Source organism: Pseudomonas oryzihabitans, assembly GCF_032027545.1.
In the GTDB taxonomy this organism is placed as follows: Bacteria; Pseudomonadota; Gammaproteobacteria; order Pseudomonadales; family Pseudomonadaceae; genus Chryseomonas; species Chryseomonas oryzihabitans_F.
This window is the reverse complement of sequence record NZ_JAVSJB010000028.1, coordinates 19,811-34,341: the sequence shown is the minus strand read 5'-3', so window position 1 is coordinate 34,341 and position 14,531 is coordinate 19,811. Positions and strand designations below refer to the sequence as shown.

At 62.4% G+C, this 14,531-nt stretch carries 17 protein-coding genes and 1 pseudogene; 2 read left to right on the top strand and 16 right to left on the bottom strand.

Annotation, left to right across the window (positions count from 1 at the left end; translation table 11 throughout):
• Both RND78_RS25610 and RND78_RS28550 read left to right on the top strand, forming a co-directional pair.
• Window positions 1–199, top strand: a pseudogene (locus RND78_RS25610) (anti-sigma factor); the annotation flags it as partial.
• Window positions 200–439: 240 nt separating this feature from the next.
• The gene (locus tag RND78_RS28550; RefSeq protein ID WP_409457132.1) at window positions 440–826 is read left to right on the top strand and encodes a DUF3742 family protein; all 387 of its coding nucleotides are present in this window, start codon (window positions 440–442) and stop codon (window positions 824–826) included.
• A gap of 39 nt (window positions 827–865) precedes the next feature.
• Here RND78_RS28550 and RND78_RS25605 read toward each other — a convergent pair whose 3' ends face one another.
• The 16 genes from RND78_RS25605 to RND78_RS25530 all read right to left on the bottom strand — a co-directional run bounded on the left by RND78_RS25605 (window position 866) and on the right by RND78_RS25530 (window position 14,529).
• Window positions 866–2,422, bottom strand: coding sequence for a conjugal transfer protein TraG N-terminal domain-containing protein (locus RND78_RS25605; protein ID WP_312732771.1), 1,557 nt, complete (start codon window positions 2,420–2,422; stop codon window positions 866–868).
• 9 nt (window positions 2,423–2,431) lie between these two features.
• The gene (locus RND78_RS25600; RefSeq protein ID WP_312732770.1) at window positions 2,432–2,794 is read right to left on the bottom strand and encodes a hypothetical protein; all 363 of its coding nucleotides are present in this window, start codon (window positions 2,792–2,794) and stop codon (window positions 2,432–2,434) included.
• 2 nt (window positions 2,795–2,796) lie between these two features.
• The gene (locus RND78_RS25595) at window positions 2,797–4,170 is read right to left on the bottom strand and encodes an integrating conjugative element protein (protein ID WP_312732769.1); all 1,374 of its coding nucleotides are present in this window, start codon (window positions 4,168–4,170) and stop codon (window positions 2,797–2,799) included.
• 17 nt (window positions 4,171–4,187) lie between these two features.
• The gene (locus RND78_RS25590) at window positions 4,188–5,135 is read right to left on the bottom strand and encodes a TIGR03756 family integrating conjugative element protein (protein WP_312732768.1); all 948 of its coding nucleotides are present in this window, start codon (window positions 5,133–5,135) and stop codon (window positions 4,188–4,190) included.
• Window positions 5,132–5,569, bottom strand: a complete 438-nt coding sequence (locus tag RND78_RS25585; protein ID WP_312732767.1) for a TIGR03757 family integrating conjugative element protein — start codon at window positions 5,567–5,569, stop codon at window positions 5,132–5,134. Before RND78_RS25585 ends, RND78_RS25590 begins: the two co-directional genes overlap by 4 nt.
• A gap of 124 nt (window positions 5,570–5,693) precedes the next feature.
• Window positions 5,694–6,080 carry a hypothetical protein gene (locus RND78_RS25580; RefSeq protein WP_312732765.1) on the bottom strand — a complete coding sequence of 129 codons (387 nt, stop codon included), beginning with the start codon at window positions 6,078–6,080 and terminating at the stop codon, window positions 5,694–5,696.
• A gap of 3 nt (window positions 6,081–6,083) precedes the next feature.
• Window positions 6,084–6,254 (bottom strand): hypothetical protein, encoded by a 171-nt coding sequence (locus RND78_RS25575; protein ID WP_312732763.1) that lies wholly within the window; start codon window positions 6,252–6,254, stop codon window positions 6,084–6,086.
• The gene (locus RND78_RS25570; RefSeq protein ID WP_312732761.1) at window positions 6,235–6,888 is read right to left on the bottom strand and encodes a thioredoxin domain-containing protein; all 654 of its coding nucleotides are present in this window, start codon (window positions 6,886–6,888) and stop codon (window positions 6,235–6,237) included. Before RND78_RS25570 ends, RND78_RS25575 begins: the two co-directional genes overlap by 20 nt.
• A gap of 32 nt (window positions 6,889–6,920) precedes the next feature.
• On the bottom strand, window positions 6,921–7,232 hold the full coding sequence (locus tag RND78_RS25565; protein ID WP_312732760.1) for a hypothetical protein: 312 nt from the start codon (window positions 7,230–7,232) through the stop codon (window positions 6,921–6,923).
• Window positions 7,229–10,270, bottom strand: coding sequence for a conjugative transfer ATPase (locus RND78_RS25560; protein WP_312732759.1), 3,042 nt, complete (start codon window positions 10,268–10,270; stop codon window positions 7,229–7,231). Before RND78_RS25560 ends, RND78_RS25565 begins: the two co-directional genes overlap by 4 nt.
• The gene (locus tag RND78_RS25555; RefSeq protein ID WP_312732758.1) at window positions 10,270–10,677 is read right to left on the bottom strand and encodes a TIGR03751 family conjugal transfer lipoprotein; all 408 of its coding nucleotides are present in this window, start codon (window positions 10,675–10,677) and stop codon (window positions 10,270–10,272) included. The genes RND78_RS25560 and RND78_RS25555 overlap by 1 nt, the downstream gene beginning before the upstream one ends.
• A gap of 16 nt (window positions 10,678–10,693) precedes the next feature.
• Window positions 10,694–12,214: a TIGR03752 family integrating conjugative element protein gene (locus RND78_RS25550; protein ID WP_312732757.1), complete on the bottom strand. Its 1,521-nt coding sequence runs from the start codon at window positions 12,212–12,214 to the stop codon at window positions 10,694–10,696.
• A complete protein-coding gene (locus tag RND78_RS25545) occupies window positions 12,198–13,115 on the bottom strand; it encodes a TIGR03749 family integrating conjugative element protein (RefSeq protein ID WP_312732756.1) in 918 nt (305 codons plus the stop codon). Before RND78_RS25545 ends, RND78_RS25550 begins: the two co-directional genes overlap by 17 nt.
• Entirely contained in the window at window positions 13,112–13,768 is a 657-nt protein-coding gene (locus RND78_RS25540) for a PFL_4703 family integrating conjugative element protein (protein ID WP_312732755.1), read from the bottom strand. Before RND78_RS25540 ends, RND78_RS25545 begins: the two co-directional genes overlap by 4 nt.
• Window positions 13,765–14,145 carry a TIGR03750 family conjugal transfer protein gene (locus tag RND78_RS25535; RefSeq protein ID WP_312732754.1) on the bottom strand — a complete coding sequence of 127 codons (381 nt, stop codon included), beginning with the start codon at window positions 14,143–14,145 and terminating at the stop codon, window positions 13,765–13,767. Before RND78_RS25535 ends, RND78_RS25540 begins: the two co-directional genes overlap by 4 nt.
• A gap of 15 nt (window positions 14,146–14,160) precedes the next feature.
• A complete protein-coding gene (locus tag RND78_RS25530) occupies window positions 14,161–14,529 on the bottom strand; it encodes a TIGR03745 family integrating conjugative element membrane protein (RefSeq protein WP_312732753.1) in 369 nt (122 codons plus the stop codon).
• Between the last annotated feature and the right edge of the window lie 2 nt (window positions 14,530–14,531).

Below are 14,531 nucleotides of genomic sequence, written 5' to 3'. Positions count from 1 at the left end.
CGATACGAAAGGTCGCCAAGTGATCTTTTATGTACGGCATCCCAACAGCCAGCGCGACGTTGGTCAGGGTTCTCGTAGGGAAAGTGATGTCACGGCTGACTACTGGTCAGGACAGGGCTATAACTTCGCGTTAGTAAGTCCTAGCGAAGCATCGTTTGATACCTTGCGTGAGGCGATCTCGCAGAGGCCACCTCTCTAGTCCCCGTTCAGACCAGTGCTCGTTGCTTGAAATCAACCCTGTCCAACATTTGGGGGTCATTTCACCAACGGCGGAGCCCTTTCTGGTAGGGCTTTTACCCTTAAAGCCCCCTTCCATTCCTTCCTTTGCTCCAGCCCATTTAGCCTCTAACCCCTTGTTTCATAAGCCACTATCTGCGAAATACCGTGCGGCTTAGCACAAAATAGCTGTTGCAGGCTATGAGGCGCGGGCGTATAAGTGATGTCATTCCACCACTACATGTCTGTGAGGGGTCTTGAAGTAATGGCCACTTCCAACGCTATCCCTGCGCAAATCGGTCACGCTATAGGACGCTTGCTGTCTGCTGTTCTCATTGCAGAGGCTGCTGTCTGGCGAGTAGCTAAAAAGACAGGCTTGCCAGTTTTTGTGATTGGTGCCCTACGTTGGATAGTTAGGGCGCTTGCCATAGCTTTCATGGCCTACACCTCACTATACCTTCTACTTCCGGCGTTGATTGTCATCGGCGTTGGTTTGGTGTTTTCCAAATTACCAGCTGGCACCACTGAGCTGTTCAGTTCTCACGTTTACCGGGACGGTACTGAAGGACACGGTTATTACTGCGAAGTGAGTGGTAGGCGGATCTCTTGATCCGCCTACCACACATAGATCTATGCTCCTGATTAGCCCTCACTTTGCGCCATTTGCCGCTACTTTTTGAGCTACATCAGCTCCCTTCTGACTGGATGCCTTAGCGTCCTGTGTACCTTTGGTCAGACCATCAGCTAGCCCTCCCACCTTGAAGCCGGTCCACGTCATAGCTGTCATCCAAAACGCCGGCAAGATCAAAAACATCGCGCCCATTACGTAGTTCAGCAGCATGTCGCCCTGCATGTTGCTCAGGCCAATGATCGGGTCGAAGTTTGCGTGGGGTGCAGTGTTGTTCACCTTGTAGATCCCGGTGCCATACAGCGCGTCCATGATTGTGCTGTCGACCCACCTCGCCAGCTGCAGCCAGAAATCCACGAAGATTAGTGCGAACTGTGCGAACGTGAGTGTCATGGCCACCTTGAGGTCATAGGTCCCCAGTACCAGCACGATGGGGATGCAGATGATGAACGCCATCTTGAGGAAGGCCATGACCATCGGCGCGGCTTGTCGGACGCTGTCCATGGCCGGGAAGTAGGCAAGTGATCCCACTGCCTGTCCTAGGCCAGCGGTGACCCTGGCGGCGTCGTTGTACAGCGAGCTGCCGATCTGGCCGCCGTAGTCACCGTAGACCTGCCCCTGCGTCAGCGTCTGCTTCTTCGGGGACACCAGGTCCCGAATCACTGAGTCATTCACCTCGTCCTGAGACATGAAGCTCGCCCACTTGGCCAGCTTGGTCAGAGTGTCAGGTTCAACCTGTGCCAGCAGTCTTGCCTTGAGGCCAATCGAGCCGTCCGACCACCACTGGGTACAGGTGGGATAGCCCCCGCCTCCAGTGGTCTGTGCCAGGCCCGCATCTCGGGTTGCATCATAGGGCCAGGCCGTCCTCGGGGTATGGGAGCGGAAGCCCGAGCTACCATCGCTGTAGTAGCCGCTGGTGCTGATGAAGTATTTCGAGCCGATCCAACTGACGTCCAGGTACTGCTTGTCGGTCAGGGTGGGTTGGGTCATGAACAGCTTCGCACGTGCACGGGCGTAGCAATCGTTGGTGAAGTCAGCGACCTCCTGGGCGAGGAGGGGGTTGTCGATCCGCTCGGCGTTGACCTCCATGCGCAGCTGTTGCAGATCCTGACCACAGGGAATGCTCGCCACCGCAGCTGCGGCCGCACCCTTGGATAGCGCGTGGACCACCATCCACCAGACCGGCACCTGAGCGCTCTTGCCGTTCAGGGTGCTGAAGGAGGTCGCCCAACCCGTCCCATCAGGCTTGGGCACGTCGACCTGGCATTGCTTAGAGCGAGTTTGATCGTACTGGATGGTCGAGAAGCTAATGGTCGCTGCGGTGGATGGCATCAGCCCGAGCATGATGACGAAGATGGCCGTATAGAACCGATTTTCGATCCTGGCCAGGCTGAGGATCCCCTTGTTGCCCTCGTCTTGGCCCTCGCCGCGGGCCCGCAACCATTCCTGGATGATGATGGCCGCGAAAGGCGCAGCGAAGAGGCCGGTCCCGCCAATCATCTCCCAGATGCCGCTGTTGATGATCCAGCCCACCAGGGTGAGGTAATACTCGAGGTAGTCGTTGGTATAGAGCTGCATGGCGATCTCCTACAGCATGCCGGCATTGCGCAATTCGAAGAGGCCGATGACCAGTACGGCCATCACTTCGCAGCGATAGAGGCGTCCGCGATCCTCGGCCTCGGCGATGAGCCGCTTACGGCATGGCCACCAGAAGATCACCAGGCCCACATACAGGCACAGCCGCCACACCAGGAAGTGGGCATGGTGAGCGGCCTGCCACTGGCGGTAGCTCTGCAGGTCGCCGAAGCCCCAGGCCGTCACAAGCACGAAGCCCAGGGCGATGGATACCGCCAGCAGGAAGGGCCAGAGCAACGACCAGGTCAGACGAAGGCCGCGCCGGCCGAGCCGGAGTCCGGTCCGAACGCGCTGAGTCCACGAGGATGTCGTCATGGTCATTCGCCTTTCTTCGCCGGATTCTCGGTGCGATCCAGCCGGTTCGGCAGCGGATCGCCCTGGAAGATGCCTTTGGAGGCGTCCTTGCGGATCGAGGCGCGCTGCAGGATGGTGGTCGGCGAGTTGCCGGACAGCTCCCGGCGCATGTCCAGCTCGGTCTTGAGGTTCTGGATCTCGACCTGCAGGTTGGTGGCGTTCTGGTCGACCTGCGTCTGGGCAACCTGGTTGGCGGCGACGTTGGGCTCCTGGCGGCCAGCAGCCAGGGTACGGACCAGCGACAGCGCCTTCTCGATCACATCGGCCAGGGAGACCTCGGACACGAGCCGCTTGGCCAGCGCATCCTGGTCCTGCTCAGTACGCAATGACTCGATGATGCCGCGGGTGATTGGGATGGAGTTGCTGCCGGCAGCGGCCAGGTTCTCAGCCGTCATCGGCTGGGTGCCGGCGATCAGGGCGTTCACCGCCTTGAGCTTGGTGTCGTAGGTCTCCTGAATCAGCGGGGTGAGCCCCACCCCGGCCTGGGTCACGGTCTTCTGGCAGTTGTCGCAGGTCTGCTGCTGTTGCTCGCCTAGGACGCGAGTAGCGAAGGTTGCGGCCTCCTGCGGCGACGACCAGGTGCTGCAGACGAGGCCACCGTTGCAGCTGCTGGCCGGAATCGAACCGGTGGCGGTGGGCGAGCGGCCGCTCAGCAGGTTGTAACCGGCCTTGGTGACGTCGCTGACCACCTTGATGGGCTGCTGGCCACTGCCTCCGGCCTTGCTTCCGCCGACCCAAGTTACGCCCTCATTCCCGCTCTTCTGCTCGACCTGGTTGATCGCGGCGACCGCATCAGTGGTGCCGGCGGCGGCCGACTTCATTGCTTCCCCCTCGGCGAGCTTGTTCCAGCCGACCTGGCCGCCGGCGACATCGAGCATCTTGTCGGCGATCGCGCGACAGGTGCCCTTCGAGCGATCAAAGTCCAGGCGCGCCTGGCCAATGCCGTTGGTGATGAGGTTGTATAGGCCCGGGTTGGCGCGCTGCAGGATCAGGCCGGGGAGGGAAGCAACGGCGCCGGTGGCGTTCTGCAGCACCGAGCTCATGATGGTTTGGAAGCCCTGAGTGGCACCGTTAAGCTGGTTCTGCAGGGTGTTGGTGAGGCTCATGTTTCCGCAGATCAGGTTGGTGTTCCAGCCACCGCCAATCTGGATGCTGTCCATGTTGCCGACGCTGCCCATGGACACGGCATTGCCGCCGCCGATGCTGTAGAGCACGTCGTCACCGATAACGCTGCCCTGGGACTGCACACGGTAGGGCTCAGCCGCCTGGACAGCGCTGCCGAGGAGAAGGCCGGCCAAGCAGGTGCTGGCAAGCAGGGTGAGGCGAGAGGTATTCATGATCGACGGCTCCCTGATCATTGAAAGTCGGTGCTGCCCAGGAAGACCTGGCCTTCACGCTTGCAGCAGCTATAGGGACGCCACAGGGCCCAGGCATAGGCGCCGACGGCGTCCTGGACGTGTGGGTCCGGGTTGGGAAAGGCAGCGCAGCTCTGGCTCAGCGTGGGCGTGAGCTCCTGCCACTTGCCGGTGGTGGCATCGCCCTCGAGCAGCTCGCCAGCGGGCCAGTAGCCGTCTTCTGGCTGGGCCAGCAGCGACTGGTAGACGTGGATCTGGCCAGAGCGCGTGACCACATCCCCGGCGCGCTGGGCCATGACCGCCGCGGCCTTGTAGTCGTCGGGCTGATGCAGGAAGCCGCTGCGCGGATAGACGTTGCCCCACAGGTCGCCGGACAAGGTGCCGCCCACTTCGCGCTTGCCCGGGATGAGGGCCTCCGGATACACGACCTCGGGAATGCCGTACCGCCAAGCCAGGTAGTCGTAGTTGCTGAGCAGGTAGGGCATGTAGGCGGTACCGGCGCCTTTGCAGGTGTAGCCGGAGCCGCTGGCGAACTGACTGAAGGCGTAGCCACCCGGGTGGCCGATGACGTCGGTGTTCTTGAACCGGGCGCTGACGGTGGCGTTCGCCTGAGTCGCGCTGTCGCCTGGGTCATTGCCGCCGGCGGCGACACTGCTGACTGGGCTGAAGGACGCCATCTCGGTCCACGGGTTCTCGCCGGTATTGGCGTAGCTGGACACCACCGCATCGGGCACGAAGTGCCGTACCTTGGCCGAGGTCTTCACCTTGCAGCCGAACGGCGTGCAGAACAGCCAGTAGCAGATGCCGACCACCTTGTATTCGAGGCACTCGGGGGAGAGCGAAGACGACACGATGGTCGCGGTGGTGACCGCTGCCGTAGCCTGCAGGCTGGTGGCCAGCGGGATCGCCAGGGCAAGGCGCCGTAGACGCTGCACAGGCCGACTCATCGTCCACTGCTCCGGTAGCGCTCAATGCTGGCCACGGCGGCCGCCACGTCGGGCTGGCCATAGACCACATACTGACGATCCACCACGACGGCCGGCAGCTTGGCCACACCCAGGCTCCAGGCATCGGCTACGTCCTGGTGCGCCTTGGCGAGGTCACGTCCCAGCTGCTGCGCGGAGGCTGAACGCATCCGCTGCTGCATGATGGCTACGGCCTGTCGCGGATCCGCCGGCAGGCCTTCGGAGAGCTTTTGCTCGAGGCGTTCCGGGGCATCCAAGAGCACAACCCGGGCGCCGGCGCTGTTGATAAGGGGATGAGCAGCGTTGGAGATGGCTAGCACATCCGCTGTGGCGAAGGGGACGCAGGCGGTGGCCAGGACAAAGCCCAGCAGGCGGGCTTTCAGGCCTGCTAAGACCGTAGAAGGAGAGATGGGCATGCGCGGTACCAGGCATAGGAGTGGCTGGTACAGGAAACGCGATCAGGCGGGCTGGGTCAGCGGGAAACCGTATCTACATCGCTGGAGGTTAGAAGAATGCGTAGCAAAAGGCTCGAAGTCTGTTTCAGGAAAGATATCTCAATGCCGCCAAGGCACTACCAACAGCAGCCTGATGCAGCTTCTCCTCCTCCTGACGTCCCTGCCAGTAGCCTCGGCGTTCGGCGTACCGCATTGCAAGGATTGTGTTACCGCGACTCAGGGCATCCCTCTGATGCTCATCGGCAATGTCTCGGAACAGTGTGAACAAAAGTCGCTCGGCCGCCTCCATCGCCTCGCGCTCGGTATCGTAGGCCTCCTGATGCTCATAAGCACCTACTCGGAACAGCCATTGCCGAAAAGGCCCTTGAGTGGTCCGTGCTAGCTTGATCGGTGGCAACGCGCTGATGACATCGAAGGCCACCTTCGCAGACGCAACTGACTCGTAAGGATTAGGTGCCGAAGGCAGATTCACAGGCTACTCTCTGGTGCTGTTACAAGTATTTGTGATGCGATGCTCATTATCACGTTTTTGGAGCTCTACGTCGATCATACGCAGCAGGTAGGTCAGGCGGCTGTTGAGCCGCTGTAGCGTCCGATCGGAAAGGCTGGCCAGCCAAGGGGGGATGTCATTGGCGTCGCTGTGCATCCGCACCTCCCTGACTCGCCAGCCAGTCCATGGCCGATAGCATGCCGGCGTCGTCCAGCAGCGACGGAAGGCGAATCGTACGGCCGGACCTATTGTCCCGGAGCTCGAAGGTTGGGGTGGCATCGATCCGCTTCTGCGCTGCGGTTGCGGTCTGCTCAGCAACTATCTGGCGCACGGTCGTATTGTCCTGGATGCACGCCTTCAGGTGCTGCATCGATACAGCTGGTTGCAGGCCCAGTTGATCGACCGGGACTGCCAGGCCGGCACCGTTACCGCGGCTGTGCTGATAGACCGCTTCGACCGCCTGCCAGAACACCGGATTGCCGCCCAGCCAACCGGCGCATATGACCAGGCGTGCTTCCTGCTGCGCTGCTTCGCCGTGCATGGGCAGCGGCAGGTGGTGCCACTGCCAGCTCAGTGCTTCGTGCCGATCAATCAACTGCTTGACCTGCGGGTAGGCTTCCTTGCAGTAAGGGCATTCCAGGTCGCCGTACTCGATCAGCGTGAAGCGGGCTTTGGCATTCCCATAGATGAATGCCGGTGGCTCAGGAGCAGCCTGCGGCTCTACTGCTGCGAACCATCCAAAGAGGTGCCATAAGACATAGAGCAGCACGGCCAGCAGTATGAGCGCCATTGCTGCCGGTTGCCGTGAGAGCGCCCTCCTGATCATGCCGATGCCTCTTTGGCAGGAGGTTGGTTCGGATGCCGGCCCAGCACATCACGATGCAGTACCTCCAGCAGCGCCTGTTGGGCGTCATCCGGCTGAGGGTGCTTGGCCAACCAGTCCTTGAGCGCCGTGTCGAGTTGGGCCTCGATCTCTCGGCGATCCACGGCGCGCGACTTCACTGCCTGCAGGTTGCTTATCAGGACCGGCGCGCAGATCTGCAGAGCGGTGAGCGTCTCCGGCAGGTGCGGTTGCCGGAGCAGGCCGGTTAGGCTGTCGATGAGGTCTTGAGTAAAGCGGTCCATCGCCCTCATCCGCGTGCTCCCGAAGCGGGTGGCAGATCGAAGGGGTAGGGCTCGATACCGCGCAGCCGATCCAGCCGCGCTGCTACGGCGATGGCCGCGCCCAGTTCGTCGGTACCTAACTCTTCCATCAGCTGCGCACGCTCAGCCTTCTCTTCCGTCTCCGTCATCGCCAGGGCCAGGAAGAGGCTCGGCGGTACCGCGCGAAAGAGGATCTCCATGGATTTGGACAGCACCACGCCTTCGGTGTAGGCACCACTTTGCTTGCGTGCCGACAGCATCAGCTCCTTCTGCGCAGGGGTAAGGGAGCGGAATTTGGAAATCTTCTCGACCTCATCCGGCGGCATGTTGAGGCAGATCCACCACTCGATCATGTTGAGCATCGGCGCGCCGGAGAGCGGGATGTCATCGATGTTCTGGGTGGCCAGCCAGAACCAGGCCCCAAGCTTTCGCCACATCTTGGTGATCTTCATGGCATAGGGCAGCAGCAGAGGGTGCTTGGTGATGATGTGGCCTTCGTCGGTCAGCTTGATCAGCGGGCGCCCCTTGTACTGATCACGCTCGGCGATGTTGTTGATCGAGTTGAGCAGCGAGATGTAGGCAATGCCGAGCTGCGCCTGGTAGCCCTCGCGGGCGTAGGTGGCAAAGTCCACCACGGTCAGGTCGGCTTCCGGCCAGGGTGTACCCGGGCGATTGAACATCTCCCCGTCAGCGCCCATGCAGAACATGTCCATGGATTCGGCCATCTCTTGCAGGCGCTCCCGCCGCGCCGCAGGAAGGCCTTCGTCCCGTGCGGCCCCACTCAGAGCATCGCGGACGTCCTGGGTCAGCACGGTCTTTTCGGCCTTGGAACAGGTCGTAGCCGCATTGATGATGGCGTGACGGATGGCCGCACGATCGGCGCGGGTCAGACGAGCGTCCTCCTTCTCCTCACCACCGGTGATCATCAGGCGCGCGACGATTTCCATCTCACCGAGCACGTCGCGCTGATCGTCCTCGAGGTTGGCCTGAGGGGCACTGTTGCGATCCGACGCTTCCAGATCTTCGGCATCGAGGACGGCGATGTGGGTCGGATCACCCGCGAGCCGGATGGCGTCAGCGAAAGGCGCCAGACTGACGCCGGATCCTGGAGAGAGACGTACGCGATGCACGGTCAGTCCCAGGCGCTGCGCGAAGTCCGCCAGCAGCCCAAAGCTGTTACCGGCCTCGGCAACAAACATGCGCGGTCGGTAACCGGCCAGCCACTGGATCATCAGGTTGTTGAGAGTCGCCGACTTACCAGCCCCGGTGGGACCGAAGACGAACCCGTGGGCGTTCATCTGACGATCTTCCTTGTTGAAAGGATCGAACGTCAGCGGCGCGCCGCCGCGATTGAAGACGGTTGTTCCAGGATGCCCGGTGCCGGTGTGGCGGCCCCAGACCGGGGCCAGGTTGGCCACGTGCTGAACGAGTAGCATCTGGGCGTACCACTGCAGGGCACGGGGCTGATTCGGATCGAAGTTGGCCGGCAGCCATCTCAAGTAGCTGGAAAGGCCGGCGACCTCATCGTCAGGCAGCACGGGCTCCATGCCTGCGCCCAGCAGGATGTTCGTCAGGTTCATGCAGCGCTGCGTCAACTCCGCTTCGTGCTTGCCGCGGACGTAAAAGGCGACGCTGCCTTTGTACAGCTTGTGCTTGCGGCCAATAAGGTATCGCGCATCCTGGATTGCCTCACGGGTCAGCGCCGAGGCCTGATTGTCACCCACCGCTTTCTTGTGCAGGTTGTTGAGGTGGGCTTCCAGCGTGTCTTGAGGTGTAACCACCAGAGTGATGGCCAGCACCGTGTCCTCGGGGAGCTTGTCCATCAGGGCATTGAGCGCATCACCGCCCTGGCGAGTTTCGCCCGTCAAATGCCCGGTCTTGGGTGCCTCGCGCAGCCGATCGAGCATGATCACCCGGGTGGGCTGGCCATCGAAAAACCAGATGCCCTTGTCTGCGTCTGAGCGTGGCTCGCGGTACAGCAGGCACTGCGAGAAGTCCGTGCCGCTGGCCAGCACCGGGATGGTGCCATCCTCGACTTCGGTCGGTGTATTCACCAGCTCGAAAAAGCGGTCATGGTCCTTGCGCGTGGTGCCTAGGTGATCGGGGCAGGGATTGAACCACTGCAGGAGCCAGTGTCGGATCGCACGCTCTTCCATGCGGATGGCTCGGACGCCAGCGTTGGCCAGCGAGCCGACCAGACGCTCACACGTATTGCGCAGATAGAGCGCGGGATCCTGGCCGCGCATCAGACCGTCGCCGACGCTGCGCCGCGACACCACCAGGCGTACGCGACGCTGCTGGCCACGCCAGGGCAGTTTGGAAACCACTTTGTCCTTGAACAAGCCTCCGGGCTTGGAGATGGCGGAGAGGTGGTGCTTCATCAGCCCCTGGTAGAGCTCGGTGAAGGCCGAACCCTGGGCGCGTGGTTTCACGTAGTTGCGGAAGCCTTCGAGATAGCTGTCGAACTGGATCTCGTCGTAGGCGTACATCTGAATAACCCAGGGACTGACCTCGAGCTCATCGAAGCTGTCCTGCAGGGCGTTCTCCAGGGCATCCCGCGCCTGGCGTAGCCAGGCTGGTGAGCGGCCCTCGGTGCCGATCGGTACGATATCGAAGAACGCCGCCAAGGACTTGCCGTCCTCGAGCAGCATGGCTTGGTGCTCAGGTAAATACTCGACCCAGGGCAGCAGGTTGGTGAAGCTGGGATTGACATCGTAGAGCCTGGCGACATCGGCCACCGTCGCGGGCTTTTCCTTGCCGGTCATCCAGGCACCGGGCTCCGGGATGCCATGAGCCTTCAGGCGATCCAGATGGCGTTGATAGGCGGCTTCCTCGTCGACCTCCAGCGCGCGGGTAGCGCGGATGGATTCGGGGTGCAGGGCATCTGACGGCGGTGCTGACAGACTTACCTCTGGCTCAGGCCGTTGCTCGTCATGATCCATTCCAGCCAGCTCAGCTGGCTCAGTGTCCGGTACAGTTGCAGCTGCTTGTGCGGCCTTACGGCCGCGTAGGCGTTCGAAGATGCCCATCAGTAGTTCTCCACCCGCTCACCGGGCATGGCGTATTGCACACGCTGGTAGAGCGGGAAAACGGTGGTATAGCCGGGGATGGGTGCCGGGTCGGAGCCGGCCAGATGCGGGAAGACGTACATGACCAGGTCAGGATTAGGCAGGCGCTTGAACTGGCTGTAGATCTCGTTCTGCGCGGTGCGCGAATAGCCGGCGTTATCTGCCAGCGGCCGGACCTGGGTCGTGTCGACAGGACGGCGTAGCTCTGCCCGGGCATCGACGAGTTGGCGACCCTGGCTGCTGCCGGCCGAGCCGGTGGTGCCGGCGTTCCAGACGTCCATCATGGTCTGGTCGCCATGGGGGAGCATCTTCTCCTTGTTGACCGAGCAGCCTGCGGCCAGCAGCGTCATGGCCAGCACAGCCGCCATTTGTAGTCGTGCGTGATTAGTCGAGATCAGCCGAGGCATGGCGAGCTCCCTTGCGATAGTCGACCTTGCGGCCTTTGAGTTCGTAGTCGATGGCCAGCTCTTGGTCGAGGTGGATGGCCACCTTCGCCCCGGGTTGGACATAGATGGCGGCGAAGGCCTGGCCGTACAGCTTGTTCACCCAGGTGGAGATGTCGCTGACGCCCTGATTCAAGATCTTGCCCATGGCCTCGTTGCCGGAGATCCCGGTCGTGCCGATGGTGCCGCTGGAGGTCTGCACGTAGCTGGAGCTGCTGCCATCGCTCTTGATGAGCGAAGCAGCGCCGGCGCCGGCGGCCGTGATCAGCGCTTGAGAGCCGATGTACTGGGCAGCATTGCTACGGCGATCGCCCGCGATGCAGGGGATGCCGTAGGGATCGCTGATCCAGCCCATGCCGCCCTGGACCGCAGCCGGTTGGCCATTGGTGGAGCTGTTCTGGTTGTTCTGGCCGTTGTTCTGCTGACCGCCGTTCTCCTGAGGCGCTGGCAATGTGCGCACCGTGCCGTCGGTGAAGACAAAGGTCATGCTGCGGATCTGCCCGCGCACGCAGGACAGCGTCCAGTCACCTGAGGCGGTACCGCTCACGACGGCGCCGGCGACGTCGGGCAGGTCGATACCGTTGGCGGTCAGGTTGTCGGGGCCGATCAGCACCTTGAAGGGGTAGGGGTCGTTGACCGTGCCGTCGACCGGTACGCGGCCCACCAGTGCGGTCATGGATACCGAACCCATGAGCGTCGAGTTCTGGGGCAGGGTGTAGACCTTGCGCACCTTCTTGCGCGTCTGCTCATCGCCTCCGACGCCGTCCGCCACGCGCTGAGCGCCGCCGGACGCCGCGTCCAGGGTCTTCTGGCCAGCGGTGCCAAACGACGTAGGGAAGGCAAAACCACTGGCCGCCTGGCCACTGCCGGCGGCGAGGGGCTTGCCATTGGCATCGACCGCCGTGCCGTCCTGCGGCTCGATCCAGACCAGGTCCGAGCCGCCACTGCCTTTCTTGAACTGATTGCCTTCGCCCGGGTTGATGCCGAGCCCGATAGGCATATCGCCGCCGGCGCCTGCAGCGCCGCCCAACTGAGTGCCCATCTGCGACAGGGTGTTGAGCTGCTTCTGCAAATTATCAACGAGTCCTTGGGTCTGCTTCTGCTGATTCTCCATGCCCTGGTTGATGCCCGCCTGGACGCGGTTGTCGACCGTGCTGTTGATGTTGCTAAGTTGAGCCTTGAGGCCTTCGTTCTCCCGCTTGGCCTCTTCGTTGTCTTTCAGGACCTTGCTCATCTGCTCCTTCAACTGGCGACTCTCGGCGACGATGGTGCGCAGGGTGTCGTTGGCCGTATCGCCTTCAATGCCGAGCGCCTTGGCCTGTTCGGGGGTGAGCTGGGCGGATTGTGGCTGCTCAGGCTCGGCCGACTTACCGCGGCCGAGCATTTTCACCCCGACAAAGACCACCAGGACGAGGAGGGGCAGGAGGGCGTACTTGAGGAGCGGATTACTTCTGAGCTGCATGGCGCGCCTCCGAGCTCACTCGAGGATCAGTAGCGCTGAGGCTGGGCAACAGCGACTGGCCGAGTCCGTGGTCCTTGGTGACCAGGTAGAGCACCGTGGTGTCACTGGCATCGCCGCGGGCGCCGAGGTAGGGGTGCTGAAAGGTCGCTGTGGCGAAGTCGCCCATCAACTCGCGCGGATCCAGGGCCAGGCGCTGGCCGGTCTGGTTACGCAGTTTCACGGCAGTCACCCAATGGTCGTCCAACCGCCAGGCGCCCAACTGACTGGCCTCGACGGGCAGAGCCGGCATGAGTGTCGACAGGTCCAGGCGCTTGTCGACCTTGACCTGAGCGACGCCTTCGACCGGCTCAACCGTACGGAGCGGGGCATAAAGCATCTGGGCGGCATACCGCGTGAGCACAACGGGAATCGGTGTTTCGCGTTTGGGCGGGGCCGGCTCGTCGTCCTCTTCATCAGCCTGGCTGCTGGCCTTGACTGTGGCCTTTGCGGCATTGCTTCCGCTTGCCGATGCTGCCTGGCCATATCGGGGCGGGGTCGTATCGCCGGGCACAATCTTGATCGCCTCCAGCGGGGCGTGACCTTCCTGGGCAGGGGTAGCAGCAATATCGGCCAGCATGATTTCGCCGGTGGTTGCGTTCTGCAGTTGCAGGCGGCTAGGTTCGATAGTGTCCTTGGCCAGCAGGTAGATGGCGCCGCCGGTACTTTGCACCCGGATCTTGTCGGCGATGGCCGGGGGCACTCCGACGCGCACGTTGGCGTCGACGAACAGGATCCGCTCCTGACCCACCACCAGCGGGATGGCCATGGGAACACGCTCCCATTTGCGGATCTCGATGGCCTGAGCCAGGCTGCTCAGCAGCAGGCCGCCCAGCACCAGGACGAGGGAATGACTGGACCTCATGGTGTACCTCGGGCTTTGACTTCCACGCCGGCCTCGATCCGCTGCGGCTGACCGCTGTAGCAGTCCCACTTCATACCCCAGGGATTCTTCTCAGGATCGACGTCGGCTTTGACGACGTGCAGCGGGTAGCGCGTGAGGGCCGTCTTGACCTTCTCGCCGCCCAGGTATTCGTTCGCGACGACATCGAGCATGACGGTCCACTCGCTGTTGCCCAGCACCTGGACGCGCCGGGTGGGGTCATCGCCGTAGCCCGATCCGGGGATCTCCGCCACGTTGCGGACGCGCCTACGCAATTCGCCAGCATTGCGCTTGAGCGCCTCATCGCCTTCCAGGTAGACCTTGCAGGACGGGGTGATGAAGTTGGCCAGCCGCGCGATGTTGTCGCTGTAGTTCTTCTCGCCATCGGAGGGCCAGCTGTTCATCTGCTGGAAGATGTAGAAGGCGTAGGCATAGACCGACTCAGGTGGTATCTCCCACCACGGGCGCGTGCTACCCGAGCGCAGGTCCGGGGGCACATGGACGGTCAGGTCCTTCGGCGCTGTGGACCAGCCATAGCCGTTGAACACAGCGATGCCGGTCATGAGACCTAGAGCCAGGCGCAGGGTCGTGATGTGGGCACGCTGTGAGTCGGAGAGCTTCCAAGCGCGGCTCATAGCCCCACCATCCGTTTGCAGCTCCAGCTACCACTGCGGATCACCAGGCGGCGCCCGGCAATCCCCCAGTGGGCCAGGCGGCATTCCACTTGCCGCCACAGCCAGGTTTCGGGGCGCCCGCGCTTCCAGCGGCGCAGTTGACGTCCGGCAAGCGCAAGGCCCAGGGAGCCGCAGGCCAGTGCGGCAAAGATCGGCATGGCCGGAGTCGTGAAAAACGCCAAGGGGATGCCAACCACAAAGCCGAACGAGGCGCAGACGATGATGGTGGCGAACATCTCGTCGGTGGTCAGCCCGCCCACGACAACGGGTTGGGTATTGAGGCGATTCGGCAAGAAGAGAAGCGTGCCGTCCTCGTGCAGGTCCTGGGTGATGTCCATCTGCGCCGTCCTGCCTTACATGATGCCGCTGGCTTTGGTGACGATGAAGATCACCAGGCCGATAAGGATCACGCCGACGACAACGGTGGCACCCAGGTCTTTCCAGGTTTTCTTACCCGTGTGGATTTCGTGATAGACACCGATACCGTGAGCCGCCACGACAATGAGGCAGAAGGCGCACAGGGCCAGGGCGATCAGCATGAAGCCGTCGTAGCCGTAGTTCTTGAGCGTTTCGAGCCAGGTAGAACCTTCGCCGCGCGAGGGTGCTTGAGCGCTGGGTAATGCGGCTTGGCTGACGGCCGGCAGCAAGGCCAGGCCGGCTACCGCAGAAGTGAGGCATTTGGCGCGAGCGCCGAGAGTGAACAGACGTTTGAGGGACAGCATGG

Bases quoted from the DNA above. Each gene is read 5' to 3' on its own strand.
- RND78_RS28550 (WP_409457132.1), top strand. From the start codon at position 440: ATGTCATTCCACCACTACATGTCTGTGAGGGGTCTTGAAGTAATGGCC.
- RND78_RS25605 (WP_312732771.1), bottom strand. From the start codon at position 2,422: ATGCAGCTCTATACCAACGACTACCTCGAGTATTACCTCACCCTGGTG.
- RND78_RS25600 (WP_312732770.1), bottom strand. From the start codon at position 2,794: ATGACGACATCCTCGTGGACTCAGCGCGTTCGGACCGGACTCCGGCTC.
- RND78_RS25595 (WP_312732769.1), bottom strand. From the start codon at position 4,170: ATGAATACCTCTCGCCTCACCCTGCTTGCCAGCACCTGCTTGGCCGGC.
- RND78_RS25590 (WP_312732768.1), bottom strand. From the start codon at position 5,135: ATGAGTCGGCCTGTGCAGCGTCTACGGCGCCTTGCCCTGGCGATCCCG.
- RND78_RS25585 (WP_312732767.1), bottom strand. From the start codon at position 5,569: ATGCCCATCTCTCCTTCTACGGTCTTAGCAGGCCTGAAAGCCCGCCTG.
- RND78_RS25575 (WP_312732763.1), bottom strand. From the start codon at position 6,254: ATGCACAGCGACGCCAATGACATCCCCCCTTGGCTGGCCAGCCTTTCC.
- RND78_RS25570 (WP_312732761.1), bottom strand. From the start codon at position 6,888: ATGGCGCTCATACTGCTGGCCGTGCTGCTCTATGTCTTATGGCACCTC.
- RND78_RS25565 (WP_312732760.1), bottom strand. From the start codon at position 7,232: ATGAGGGCGATGGACCGCTTTACTCAAGACCTCATCGACAGCCTAACC.
- RND78_RS25560 (WP_312732759.1), bottom strand. From the start codon at position 10,270: ATGGGCATCTTCGAACGCCTACGCGGCCGTAAGGCCGCACAAGCAGCT.
- RND78_RS25555 (WP_312732758.1), bottom strand. From the start codon at position 10,677: ATGGCGGCTGTGCTGGCCATGACGCTGCTGGCCGCAGGCTGCTCGGTC.
- RND78_RS25550 (WP_312732757.1), bottom strand. From the start codon at position 12,214: ATGCAGCTCAGAAGTAATCCGCTCCTCAAGTACGCCCTCCTGCCCCTC.
- RND78_RS25545 (WP_312732756.1), bottom strand. From the start codon at position 13,115: ATGAGGTCCAGTCATTCCCTCGTCCTGGTGCTGGGCGGCCTGCTGCTG.
- RND78_RS25540 (WP_312732755.1), bottom strand. From the start codon at position 13,768: ATGAGCCGCGCTTGGAAGCTCTCCGACTCACAGCGTGCCCACATCACG.
- RND78_RS25535 (WP_312732754.1), bottom strand. From the start codon at position 14,145: ATGGACATCACCCAGGACCTGCACGAGGACGGCACGCTTCTCTTCTTG.
- RND78_RS25530 (WP_312732753.1), bottom strand. From the start codon at position 14,529: ATGCTGTCCCTCAAACGTCTGTTCACTCTCGGCGCTCGCGCCAAATGC.